Origin of the sequence: Embleya sp. NPDC020630, from assembly GCF_044334985.1 — a bacterium.
Lineage (GTDB): Bacteria > Actinomycetota > Actinomycetes > Streptomycetales > Streptomycetaceae > Embleya.
In genome coordinates, this window is the sequence record NZ_JBIRUB010000004.1 from 383,662 (window position 1) to 395,770 (window position 12,109).

Annotated in this window: 11 protein-coding genes; 7 read left to right on the forward strand and 4 right to left on the reverse strand. The window is 71.1% G+C overall.

Annotated features, from left to right (window positions below):
• Positions 1 to 156: 156 nt before the first annotated feature.
• From ACH4XV_RS17695 to ACH4XV_RS17710, 4 genes are read left to right on the forward strand one after another with little or no spacing between them, the layout of a single operon-like run.
• The gene (locus tag ACH4XV_RS17695; protein WP_395790725.1) at positions 157 to 2,823 is read left to right on the forward strand and encodes a nitrate- and nitrite sensing domain-containing protein; all 2,667 of its coding nucleotides are present in this window, start codon (positions 157 to 159) and stop codon (positions 2,821 to 2,823) included.
• A complete protein-coding gene (locus tag ACH4XV_RS17700; RefSeq protein WP_078974301.1) occupies positions 2,820 to 3,278 on the forward strand; it encodes a roadblock/LC7 domain-containing protein in 459 nt (152 codons plus the stop codon). Before ACH4XV_RS17695 ends, ACH4XV_RS17700 begins: the two co-directional genes overlap by 4 nt.
• Positions 3,275 to 3,709: a DUF742 domain-containing protein gene (locus ACH4XV_RS17705; protein WP_395790727.1), complete on the forward strand. Its 435-nt coding sequence runs from the start codon at positions 3,275 to 3,277 to the stop codon at positions 3,707 to 3,709. Before ACH4XV_RS17700 ends, ACH4XV_RS17705 begins: the two co-directional genes overlap by 4 nt.
• On the forward strand, positions 3,690 to 4,307 hold the full coding sequence (locus tag ACH4XV_RS17710) for an ATP/GTP-binding protein (protein WP_126643058.1): 618 nt from the start codon (positions 3,690 to 3,692) through the stop codon (positions 4,305 to 4,307). Before ACH4XV_RS17705 ends, ACH4XV_RS17710 begins: the two co-directional genes overlap by 20 nt.
• A gap of 22 nt (positions 4,308 to 4,329) precedes the next feature.
• On the opposite strand, the gene ACH4XV_RS17715 is transcribed toward ACH4XV_RS17710, so the two are convergent.
• Positions 4,330 to 6,651, reverse strand: a complete 2,322-nt coding sequence (locus ACH4XV_RS17715; RefSeq protein ID WP_395790729.1) for a germacradienol/geosmin synthase — start codon at positions 6,649 to 6,651, stop codon at positions 4,330 to 4,332.
• 197 nt (positions 6,652 to 6,848) lie between these two features.
• Between ACH4XV_RS17715 and ACH4XV_RS17720 the strand changes: the two genes are divergently transcribed.
• Positions 6,849 to 7,274, forward strand: a complete 426-nt coding sequence (locus tag ACH4XV_RS17720) for a RidA family protein (protein ID WP_395790731.1) — start codon at positions 6,849 to 6,851, stop codon at positions 7,272 to 7,274.
• A gap of 109 nt (positions 7,275 to 7,383) precedes the next feature.
• The gene (locus ACH4XV_RS17725) at positions 7,384 to 7,755 is read left to right on the forward strand and encodes a hypothetical protein (protein WP_395790733.1); all 372 of its coding nucleotides are present in this window, start codon (positions 7,384 to 7,386) and stop codon (positions 7,753 to 7,755) included.
• A 100-nt stretch (positions 7,756 to 7,855) separates the two neighbouring features.
• Here the strand turns inward: ACH4XV_RS17725 and ACH4XV_RS17730 are convergent, their stop codons facing one another.
• The 3 genes from ACH4XV_RS17730 to ACH4XV_RS17740 all read right to left on the reverse strand — a co-directional run bounded on the left by ACH4XV_RS17730 (position 7,856) and on the right by ACH4XV_RS17740 (position 11,541).
• Positions 7,856 to 9,133: a VWA domain-containing protein gene (locus ACH4XV_RS17730; protein WP_395790735.1), complete on the reverse strand. Its 1,278-nt coding sequence runs from the start codon at positions 9,131 to 9,133 to the stop codon at positions 7,856 to 7,858.
• 140 nt (positions 9,134 to 9,273) lie between these two features.
• The gene (locus tag ACH4XV_RS17735) at positions 9,274 to 10,605 is read right to left on the reverse strand and encodes an aspartate aminotransferase family protein (RefSeq protein ID WP_395790737.1); all 1,332 of its coding nucleotides are present in this window, start codon (positions 10,603 to 10,605) and stop codon (positions 9,274 to 9,276) included.
• Between the two features lie 513 nt (positions 10,606 to 11,118).
• Positions 11,119 to 11,541, reverse strand: a complete 423-nt coding sequence (locus ACH4XV_RS17740; RefSeq protein WP_395790739.1) for a secondary thiamine-phosphate synthase enzyme YjbQ — start codon at positions 11,539 to 11,541, stop codon at positions 11,119 to 11,121.
• A gap of 145 nt (positions 11,542 to 11,686) precedes the next feature.
• Between ACH4XV_RS17740 and ACH4XV_RS17745 the strand changes: the two genes are divergently transcribed.
• Complete coding sequence (locus tag ACH4XV_RS17745) at positions 11,687 to 12,055, forward strand: winged helix-turn-helix transcriptional regulator (protein WP_395790741.1); 369 nt, start codon at positions 11,687 to 11,689, stop codon at positions 12,053 to 12,055.
• Positions 12,056 to 12,109: the final 54 nt, after the last annotated feature.

The window sequence follows — 12,109 nt, forward strand, 5'->3', positions numbered from 1 at the left end:
TTCGCTCCGCCGCCCGCCGCTTGTGCGCTGTATGTGACGCACGGGTAGGAAGTTCCCCACGCACACTGCGTGGATTGTGTCGGGTGCCTCACCGGTACCTTCGGCCGGGTCGCGGCAACCGCAATTTCGGGCCCGGTTGCCCTTGCGGGAGAGTCGATGAGAAAACTGATGCGCGCCCCTCGGGCCGACCGGACCGGGGCGGCTCGCTCGCGGCCGCGTCGGACCTTCACCATTCGGACCCTGCTGGTCCTGCTGACCGTGGTGCCGCTGGTGTCGATGGTCGCCCTGTGGGCGATCGCGACCTATCGGCTCGCGGATCACGCGAGCGGTTTGGACAACGAGGTCTCCGTGGCCGAACGGGCGGGCACGCCCAGCTACAACACGATGATCTCGCTCCAGGCCGAACGGCGGCTGACCGCGGCCTGGATGGGCAAGCCCACGCCCGCCGCGGCCGACGCGCTGCGCGGGCAGCGGGTCAAAACCGACGAGGCCGTGAAGCAGTTCGTCGCCTTCGCCAAGAGCGGCGCGCGCGAGACCCCGGGCAACGCCGTGCGCCGCGCCCGCGAGGTGGCCGCGGAGTTGGCGCAACTCCCCGACGCGCGTCGCCAGGTGGACGCCATCGGCGCGATCGGCCGGGACCGCTGGATCAAGTTCTATACGAGCCAGATCGCCGATCAGATCTCGGTGGTCCAGGCGCTGGCCGAGACCTCCGACACCGGCGTCACCTACGCCGGGCAGTTCCTCGTCATCCAGTTCCGCGCCGGGGAGGCGCTGGCGCAGGAGGACACGCTGGTGTCGTTCTCGTTGCCCGCCGGACGGCTGAGCCAGCCGGACTACGCCGCGTTCGTGCAGAACGTGGGTGTGCGGCGGCACTCGATCGACGACGAGATCGAGCCCTTCCTGCCGCCCGAGTCACGGGCCGGCTATCTGGCGCTGACCCAGAACCCGGCCTGGCACGACCTGGTCTCGATGGAGAACGCGATCATCGCGACGGTCGACGCGCCGCGTGAGGCGCGCGCCACCGGCAGCGGTATCCCGATTCCGGCCGAACTGGCCAGCTGGCGCAGCGTGCTCGACCGACTCGCCGAGCCGGCCTCGGCCTTCGACTTCGCCCGTGTGGACCAGGTGTTCGCGGCCGGCGACGACGCCACCTCGGACACCTGGAACCAGGTGTACCTGCTCAGCGCGATCGGCCTCGCCTTCGTGGTGCTCGGCGGCGTGTTGTGCTGGCGGATCACCCGGGCGGTGCGGCGGCGGTTGTTCCTGCTGCGCGACGCGACGGTGGAACTGGGCACACACCGGCTGCCGATGGTCATCGAGCGACTGCAACGCGGCGAGCGGGTCGACCTCGCGGTCGAGGCGCCGGAGGTGGAGGCGGGTCGGGACGAGATCGGCCAGGTCGCGTCCGCGTTCAACGCCGCGCAGCGCGCGGCGCTGGACGGCGCGGTACAACTGGCCCGGCAGCGCGAGGGTTTCGCGAAGGTATTCGTCAACACGGCGCTGCGCACCCAATCGCTGGTGAACCGTCAGATCGGCGAGTTGGACACGATGGAGCGCCGGCACCAGGACCCGGAGCTGCTGCGCGAGTTGTTCACCATCGACCATCTGGCCACCCGACTGCGGCGATACGAGGAGAACCTCGTGGTGCTCACCGGCAACCGACCGGGCCGACGCTGGAGTCGCCCGGTCCGCATCGTGGACGTGGTGCGCGGCGCGGTCGGCGAGGTGGAGGACTACCACCGCGTCGAGGTGTACTCGGATCCGGACGTGCTGCTGTCCGGGCCGGCCGTCGGCGGGGTGATCCACCTGCTGGCCGAACTCGTGGAGAACGCCACGATGTTCTCGCCGCCGGACACGCCGGTGCATGTGCGCGCGGCGGCGGTGGCCAAGGGGTTGGTCATCGAGATCGAGGACCGCGGCCTGGGCATGGCCGAGACGGAATACGAGGCGGCCAACCGGCAGTTGGCGGTGCCGACCACGTTCGACGTGATCGCGCTCGCCGACGACGTGCGGATGGGCCTGTTCGTGGTCGCGCAGCTGGCGGACCGGTTGGGCGTCGGCGTGACGTTGCGTCCGTCACCGTACGGCGGCACGCTGGCCATCGTGTTCCTGCCCGACGAACTGATCACCCGCGAGGGCGGCGTCCCCGACGAAGCGGACCGCGCGGCGGGGCCGTTCGAGTCGGCGACGGCGATCGGGGCGGCGGTACAACCGGCTTCGGTGCCGGAATCGGTCTCGACGCACCAGGCGGACGAAGGCCCCGATTCCGTACCGGAGTCGCCGGGTCGGCCGCACCCCGAGCCGGTGGTGCGCGCACTGGACCGGGTACCGATGCCGGCCGAACACGCCGAGCCCGCGACCGCCGAACCCGACGTGTCGGTACGCCCGACCGCGCCGACGGGCACCGACCCCGGCCCGGTCGCCGCCCCGGAGCCGGTCTCGACCCCGGCTGCGTCTCCGAGGCACGCACGCGCGGCGACCGCACCCGCGACCACGCCCGCCGTCGAGGAGACCACCCCCGACGGCCGCCGTGCGCTGCCCCGCCGGGTGCGCCAGCGCAACCTGCCGATGCCACTGCGTACCGAGACCGCCACCACGAGCGAGGGAGGGGCCCGAACCGAGGCGAAGCCCTCCTCACCGCGGGAAGCTGCGGCTACCTTGTCCTCGTTCCGATTCGCGAGCCAACGTGCGCGCGAGGCATCCGAACCGACCGCGGCCGACGACGAGTCCGCGATCGCGACCGAACCCGGAACCGGGACCGAGCCCGCTCCGGGCGCGCGCCCCGCCGCCGGAAGCACCACGCACCCTGGGGAACCGTCATGACGAACACGCACGATCTCGCCGGCGGCATGGCCACCACCGCGACCGACAGCCGCCTGGACTGGTTGCTGACCGATCTGGTCAAGCGCGTCCACCAGACGCGGCACGCGATCGTGCTGTCCGAGGACGGCCTGCTGATGAGCCGGTCCGAGACCATCCCGCGCGACGACGCCGAGCAGTTGGCCGCCGCCGCGGCCGGCCTGCAGAGCCTGGCCCGCAGCATCGGCCGGGGTTTCGCGGGGGGTTCGGTGCGCCAGACGCTGGTCGAGATGGACGACGCCTTCCTCTTCCTCACCGCCGCGGGCACCGGCGCGCATCTGGCCGTGCTGGCCGAACAGAGCGCGGATGTGGGCGTGGTCGCGTTCGAGATGAACATGTTGGTGAAGAAGGTCGGTGAATACCTCGGCACCCGACCACGCGGTGACGAGGGCGGCACGCGAACCGGCGGTCGAGCGTGAGATCCGGGTGGGATCAGTCCTGGGACGAGGACGCGAGCCCGGTGGTGCGCCCGTACACGCTCACCCGGGGGCGGACCAAGGCGGTGCGCGACGCGGACCTGACCCTGATCACCCTGGTGACCACGGTCGACCCGGACGAGCCCGCGGTCCGGGCCCCCGGGCCCGACGAGTCCTCCCCGGGAGCGCGGCGCAAGCCCCGCGACGGGCGCGGCCGCCAACCCGAGCATCAGCGGATCCTGGAGTTGTGCCGCGAACCGCAGGCCGTCGCCGAGGTGGCGGCCCTGATCGATCTGCCGGTGAGCATCACCAAGGTGCTCGTCGACGACCTGCTCCGCGACGGCCTGGTGACCGTGCGCGCCCCGCTGGCCCTGGCCCGCACCCCCGATACCGCCCTGCTGAAAAAGGTACGTGATGGTCTCCTTCGGCTCTGACCGACTGCCCGAGCGCGCGGCGGCGGTCAAGATCCTGATCGCGGGCGGATTCGGGGTCGGCAAGACCACGCTGGTCGGCACGGTCAGCGAGGTTCCGCCGCTGCACACCGAGGAGATGATGACCGAGGTCGGTGTCGGCGTGGACGACACCGTCGGCATCGAGGCCAAGTCGCGCACCACGGTCGCGCTCGACTTCGGCCGCATCACGCTGTCCGAGGAACTGGTGCTGTACCTGTTCGGCGCGCCCGGACAGGAGCGGTTCTGGTCGTTGTGGCACGACCTGGCGATCGGCGCGCTGGGCGCGATCGTGCTGGTGGACACGCGCCGCCTGGAGGCCGGTTTCGGCAGCATCGACTTCTTCGAGCGGCGCGGCATCCCCTTCGTGGTCGCGATCAACCGCTTCGACGAGGCGGTGGAGTACACCGTCGACGAGGTCCGCGACGCGCTCGACCTCGATCCCGAGGTGCCGATCGTGCCGTGCGACGTGCGTACGCGCGGGTCGGGGCGCGACGTACTGCTCGCGCTCGTCGACCACCTCCTCGGCGTTCCGGTACCGGCCGGTGCCGGTCGGGCACCGGCCGGCGCGGCCGGCGGGTGAGATGTGATCGATCGCGTCGGGGTCAGTGCACCGTGACCCCGGCGCGGATGACCGGTCGGGCGGCCGAAGTGCCCAGCCCCTTGGGCCCGTAGCCCAACCGGGGTACCGCGGCCGGTTCGGCCGGCGCCCGGGCCGCGCCCGACCGCACGCCCTGTGCGATAGCGCCGATACCCGGCCGCGGTGCGGTCGGCAACCCCGTCCCGACCTGCCACGGGAACGGCACCAGCGGCCTGGGGTCGGCGTAGCGCTTGCACTCCCGATGCCACTTCAGGATCGCCGCGTTCCAGTCGCCGAGCGCCACGGCGTAGCCGTCCAGCGCTTCCCTGGCCGCCGAACTCAGCTCCAGGTCCCGGTGCATGGCCGGGAGTTCGGTCGCCACTACCCGCTCGAACTCGCGCATCCGAGAGGTCATCAGGTCGTTCACGATGGCCAACGCGTGGTCGAAGTCGCAGCCAAAGAAGTTCTGCACGACCAGGAGCAGGTTGTGCAGTTCCCCCTCGACCTCGATCTCCTTGCGGTAGGAGAACACGTCGTTGATCATCCAGCCGAAGTCGGCCGCCGAGTTCTCCATCGCCCGCACCGCCCGTGAGCGATAGGCCCGTTGGGGCACCACGTCGCCATGCGTCAGCCGGGACAGGCTCTTGGTCAGGTCGGCGCCGAACGTGAGGCGACGCATCTCGATGTAGTCGACCGGATCCGGGATGCGGTTCTGCGCGGTGTTGGCCAACTCCCACAACCAACTGTCCAGCATGTCGTCGACGGTGCACCGGAACCTGCGTCGCGACGCGGGCGGCATCGGGACCGCCGTGCGTGACCACAGGTCGGCCAGGGCGCGCTCGAGCGCGTCCTTCGGCGCGGGCGCGGCCTCGCCGTCGACCGGCATCAGGGTCTTCAGCCGTTCGGTGTAGGCCTTGGCGCGGGCCTGGTCGCCCGAGCGTCCGAAGACGATCGGGTAGTAGTCGTCGCCGTAGGTCCCCCACGCCAACCACTGGGCACCGAGGTCGAGTTGCTCCGACGAGGCGGCCGGCGCGATGCCCGCCGCGCACAGCGCCAGATCGAAGTCGCGCAGTGCCCGCTCGTCCCAGAGACCCTCGTCGAGGATGCCCGTGCGCCGGCTCCACTCGACGAGGTTGTCCCGGGCGCCGTCCAGGTGCGGGTTCAGGCGCGGCTCGAACGGGATGTGGAAGTCCGGGATCTCGTACGGCGCGACCGGCTGGAACGGCACGTGCGTGTAGCCGCGCAGGCCGCTGTGCAGTCCGGCCACCAGGCCCGGCAGCATGCGCGCCGCCGAGGTGCCGATGCCCTGCGGGCCGGCCGGCACCCCGGGGACCGTGGGGGTGCCGCCCACCTCCGTGGCGCCGTTCATGTACCGGCTGGAGCGCATGTGCCACTCGTGGCCGCCGGACTGCCAGTCCTGGAGGCCCTTGACGTAGGCCATCACATCGATGCGGGACTGCGGGTCCAGGCCGTATTCGGCGAACAGCGGCGGGAGTTCGGTGAAGGTGGTGTGCTCGAACTGGTGCAGGCGCGAGGTGAGCAGTTCGTTGACCGAGTCGGCCGCCTCCTGGGTGGCGCAGCCGAGGAACTTCTCGAAGACCAGGACGGCGTTGGCGTTCTCGCCCTCGTTCTCCACCTCGCGCTGATACGAGAACAGGTCGTTGCGCAGGTGCACGGCGTCGGCGAAGGTGTCCTTGAGCACCCGCATCGGCCGGCTCGCGGCGATCACGGCGGGCACCTCGGCGTTCGCGGCGTATTCCACCAGGTTGGCCGACCAAGGCGCGCCGCCCACCTTGCGGCGCATCTCGATGTATTCGACCGGGTTGGCCACCCGTCCCTCGTTGATGTTGGCCAGTTCCCACAACGACTCCTCGAGCAGCGCCTGCGTGCTCGCGGCGAACCGCTCGCGCCAGGCCGGCGACATGCTCGGCACGGTCCGCGCCCACAGGTCGGCCAGGCCCTCCTCGACCTGGTTGATCGGCTCGGGGATCGGCGTGCCCGGGTCGACCGGCATGAACGCGCGCAACCGCTCCAGGTATGCCTTGGCGCCGGCCGTGTCGTGGGTGCGCTTGAACACGTCCAGGAAGTGGTCGTCGAAGAAGAAGACCCAGACGTACCAGTCGGTGACCAGGTCGAGCTGCGGGCCACCGCAGTCGGGATGGGTGTACGCGCACAGCAGCGCGTAGTCGTGCGAGTCGAAGTCGTGCTCGTCCCAGATGTTCGAGCCCTCGATCATCCGCATCCTGCGGGCCCACGCCTTGGAGTGCACGCGCGCGCCGTCGAGATGCGGATTCAGTCGTGCCGGGTACGGCACGTAGAACTCCGGGAGTTCGAAGGGTTGTGACATCGGTGCGCCCCTTTCGCCAGGGCACACCGTAGGGTCACGCGCGGTCGAACGGGTCTTCGTCACGCCGGTTCTCCCTCGATCAGGTGAAACCGGAGCGGCACAGGATTGACGATCTTCACCGGCAGGCATAGGGCGCGCACGCCGGGGCCGTGGGGGCGCATGGCAGGCGCGCGGCACGGCGGGTGAGGATGGGACGCATGACGACATCGCAGCGGCTCACCCGTATCCCCGCGCCCGAGGGCGTCGCACCGGGCCGGGGGTACACCAACGTGGTCATCGGCACCGGCCGAGTGGTCGCGATCTCCGGACAGATCGCCCTGGACGAACACGGCGACCTGGTCGGCAAGGACGACCCGGGCGCGCAGGCCCGACAGGTGTTCGAGAACCTGCGCCGCTGCCTGGCGGCGGTGGGCGCGACCTTCGACGACGTGATCAAACTGACCTACTTCCTCACCGACATCGCCGACCTGCCGGCCGTTCGGGCGGCCCGGGATGCGTACATCGATCCGGAGCGGCTGCCGGCGAGTTCGGCGATGCAGGTCGCGGCCCTGGTCCGGCCGGATCTGCTCCTGGAGATCGAGGCGTTCGCGGTGCTTCCCGAGGCCGAACCGGCCGCCGAATAACGCTCGGCGCCGGCCCGCGGCCGGGCGCGAATCGATGCCGGCATCATGGCCGGGCAGGTCGGCCCGCCGTGCGCGCGGGCTCCCGACGGTTCCCGAAGGGTGGCGGCAAGTGCTCGTGCAGGTGAGCGTGGTCGACGACGAAGGCATCGAAGTAGCGGCGTTGCAGCGGTGGTTGGCGATGGACCCCGATCTGCGCGGCGGCGCCGTGACCAGCTACGCCGAGGACGACACGACCGGCACCATGGGCGCCACCCTCGACGTGGTCAACGTCGTGCTCAGCAACGGCATCGGCCTGTCCGGCCTGCTGGTGGCGATCGCCGGCTGGCGCCGCTCGCGCGCACCGATCACGGGCGCGGGCGGCCCCGACATCGTGGTGCGCCGGGGCGATGTGGAGGTCGTGTTGTCGGCGGCGACAGAGGACGACATCGCCCGGGCCGTACGGGCCCTGGAGGCCCCCGACGGCTCCGGAAGCCCCGCGTAACGGCGCGCTCCGGCTCCTGACGGGCCATCAAAAACGCCCGACGGCCGACCGTTCGGCCGACCGTCGGGCGTGCTCGGGGATACGCCCGGCTGAGACGCGGCTAGACCAGCGCGTCCACCGGCTCCGCGGCCAGGACGCCGGCCGTGATCGCCTCGTTCAGCCATTCCGGGAATTCCAGGAGGAGTTGGTCGTACAGCTCCGCGTCGCCGAGCGTGCGCGGATCCTGCCCGGCGTGGAAGAAGCCCGCGTTGTCCACCACGCGCTGCTCCGGCACGGTGAGTTCGTCCAATTTGCGCAGGAAGTCGAAGCCCTTGGACTCGGGGTCGCCGAAGCCGAGGAACTGCCAGAAGATCGGCAGCCCGGCCGCGTCGCACAGCGCCTTCGCGGCGGCCGGCCGGCTCGTCGGCGCGCCGTCGGTCTGGAAGATCACCAGGGCCGGGTCGGTGCTTCCGGACGCGCGGTAGTGCTCGACCACCCGGGCGATCGCCCAGTGGTAGTTGGTCCGGCCCATGTGCCCGTAGGAACCGTGCAGTTCCTCGATCCGGCCCACGTGGTTGCCGGGGTCGAGGTCGGCGACGCCGTCGATGTCGGTGGAGAAGAACACCATCGGGACGACGGCCTCGCCCAGTTGCCCGGACAGCGCCAGCGTCTGGTCGGCCAGGTGCTGGACGGTGCCGTCCTTGTAGTAGGAGCGCATCGAACCGGAGCGGTCCAGGACGAGGTAGACCACGACGCTGCGGCCGGTGAGGCCGCACTTGGCCACGGCCGCCGCGGCGGCCTCGGCGCGGCCCGAGGTCGCGGGCGCGGGCTCCTCGGCGCGGGCGGACGGGACGGGGGCGACCGCGGTGGGCGTCGCGGCCGGGGCCGGCTCGGTCTCGGCGGCGGGCGCCGCGGGCGCCACGGCCGGGGACTCGACCTCGGCGGTCGGCGTGACGACCACCTCGGCCTCGGTCGGCTCCGCCTCGTCACGGGTGGTGATCGACTGTGCCGGTACGGGGATCGACACCGGGGCGGGCTCGGCGGCGACCGACTCCGCCCGGGACTCGGGGATGACCACCGACTCGGCGACGACGGGCTCGGACTCGGGTACGTGTACCGGCACCGGCTCGGGCTCGGGGACCCGCACGGGCTCGGGCTTCGGCTCCGGCTCCGGTTTCGTCAGGGCCGGTGGTTCCGGGACGAACTCCGGCTCCGGCGTGGTCGGCGCGTCCGACGTGTGGTTCGCCTCCGCTGCCGTGCTCGCCTCGACCGCCGTGGCCGGCTCCGGTGCGGGGCGTGCCGCCGGCTCCACGACCGCGTCCGTCGCCCGGGGTGTCTCCGCCGTCTCGCGGGACGCCCGCGAACGAAAGACGTTGCGCAGCAGACTCCTCAAACCCATCGGCGAATCCTTACCTGTGTGAGGGACGCCGCCCCGATCATCAGGACGGTTACGTAAGGCTAGTCATGGCGTCCGCCGCCCGGCGGCCGACCCGCGCGTACGACACCCGACCGCCCCCCGAACAGCCGAAGGATTTCCCCTCACACGCCGGCGAGCAGCACGAACGCCGCGTCCACGGCGGCGCAGGCGGCGGCCACGTCGTCGTCGGTGAGCGCCGCCGAGACGAACCAGCACGCCGAACCGGCCGCGTTGACATGGATTCCGCGCTCCAACAACGCGTATCGGAACAGCGCGTAGCGTGCGTCGTCGTTCGCGGCCGGGCCCCCACCGGCCCGCGTCGACGCACCGTCGGCAAGGAAGACCACCTGGAACATCGCGCCGACGCCCTGCACCACACAGGGAATTCGCCGATCCCGGGCGGCCCGTCGGATCGCCTCCATCACCCGGGTGCCGGCCGCGTCGATGTGCGCGGTCACCGCCGGATCGCCGAGTTCGCGGAGCGTGACCAGCGCTCCCGCCGCGCACAGCGGCGAACCGTTGTACGTGCCACCGTGCTTGATCCGATTGGCCCCGATCTCGCTCATCACGTCCTGTCGGCCGACGAACGCCGCGATCGGCAGGCCGCCGCCGAGTGCCTTGGCGTAGACGGCGAGATCGGGGATCACGCCGAACAGCCCCTGGGCTCCGCCGGGTCCGGTGCGAAAGCCGGTACACACCTCGTCGAAGATCAGCAGGATCCCGCGTCGGGTGCACTCCTCGCGCAGCGTCTCCAGGTATCCGGGCACGGGCATGGTGCACGCGTTGTTGGCCATGATCGGCTCGCAGATCACCGCGGCGAGTTCACCCCGATGCGCGTCCAGCACCTCACGCAGGATCTGCGCGTCGTTCCAGGGGCAGACCACCACGTCGGCGAGCACGCCCTTCGGCACGCCCGGCGAGTACGGGTGGGCGCGCGGTCGCGCGTGCGGTCCGGCCTCGGCGGCGGGCGGCTCGGTGGAGACCGCGAGTGTGTCGGCCCATCCGTGGCAGTGGCCCTCGAACTTCAGCACCCGGTCGCGGCCGGTGAAGCCGCGCGCCGCGCGGATCGCCCCCTGGATCGCCTCGGATCCCGAGTTGGCGAACCGGACGAGGTCGGCGCACGGGATCATCGCCCGCATGGTTTCCGCCAATTCGATCTCCGGCACGGTGCCCGCGCCGAACATGGTGCCGTTGGCCAACACCTCGGCCACCGCCGAGGCGATCCGCGGATTGGCGTGCCCCACCACCGCGCAGCCGTACGAAATCAGGTAGTCGACATACTCGTTCCCGTCCACGTCCCAGATGTGCGCACCCTTTCCGCGCGCGATATACAGCGGATAGGGATAGGACCCGGTGGTGGTGATCCGGCCGGACGAGGCCGTTCCGCCCGCCAGGGATCGTCGGGCCCGGTGGAAAAGCGCCCGGCTGGTTTCGGTCGACTCGGCCGAGATCACGAAATTCGCCACCTTCGCTCGCGACGCCCGCCGGGGACACCGCGTGGGTTTTCTCCGCCGCCGGTGCTCCCGGGGGCCCGGGATCCCGCGCTCGCCCGGTCCGAGCGCGCGCGGTCCGGGATCCGACCGGCGGTCGGCTTCGAGCAGGGACATCGGCCGGTCCGGCGAAAAGCCCGGTGTCTCCGGATATTCGGGCTCGGTCCATCCGTCGATTCGGTGTTCGGCATATGGAATTCCCCCGCTTCGGTCGTGTCTCTCGGTCGGCCGGGCAGGTGGTCGCGGAAAGCGGAGGGTCATCTCGCATTTCCTGGTGAAAACCACGTGACCGAACGGAAAACGGAGCCTGATCGAACCGATACGAGAAATATCCACAAGGGGACCGACCCATGCGCGGGTCGGACGGATTGGCCGAATCACTTCCCCGGCCGGCCGCGCCGACCGCGCGCCCCGGGCGCGGATTCACGCCACGCGGCGAGGACCGGCCACTGGCCGTCGGGCTCGGCCGGCGGGGGTTCAGCCGAGGAAGGTCAATCGCACCGTGCGGTCCGGGTTGTCCCGGTTGGTGTCCACCATCGTGACCGACTGCCAGGTGCCCAGAGCGAGTTCGCCCGCGATCACCGGCAGGGTCGCGTGCGGCGGGACCAGCGCGGGCAGCACGTGATCGCGTCCGTGGCCGGGGCTGCCGTGTCGGTGTCGCCATCGGTCGTCGGCCGGCAACAGATCCGCGAGCAGCGCGAGCAGGTCCTCGTCGCTGCCCGCGCCGGTCTCCAGGATCGCCACCCCCGCGGTCGCGTGCGGCACGAAGACGTTCAGCAGTCCGTCCCGCCCCACCGCCGTCTCGCGCAGGAATCGCGCACACATCCCGGTCAGGTCGTACACCCGCTCCCGCTGCCCGGTACTGACCTCGAACACCCGCGACACATTCGTCTCCGCCATCCCCCCATGCTCACCCGAACCCGGACCGCCGACGCGCAGCCACACGCTCTCCCGGCGGATTCCTTTGCTTTCGGCCGAATACGTACGGACAATGTGCGGCAGTACCTACCTGTCGGTAGGGAACTGTCCGAGGAGGGGGAGGCGCATGGTTCGGCGCTACCAGTGCGGTCTCGACGCCGCCATGGACGTCATCGGCGGCAAGTGGAAGGCGCTGATCCTGTGGGCGCTGCACACCGAGGAGCGGCGGTTCGGGGAGTTGCGGCGCGCGGTGCCCGGGATCAGCGAGAAGATGCTGATCCAGCAGCTGCGCGAGATGGAGACGCGGGGCATCGTGCACCGCGAGGTGTATCGGGAGGTCCCACCGAAGGTGGTCTACTCGCTGACCCCGCTGGGCGAGTCGCTCAACGAGGCGCTGTTGCCGCTGGGCGTGTGGGGGCAGGACCACGAGGAGCACATCACCGCCACCGCGCGCTCGACCACCGCGGCACCGGATCCCGCGCGGCCCGCCGCCTAGCGGTCGTTTCCGGGCGAAGTTTCCGGAATCGGCGAATGCCCGGGAATAGCGTCG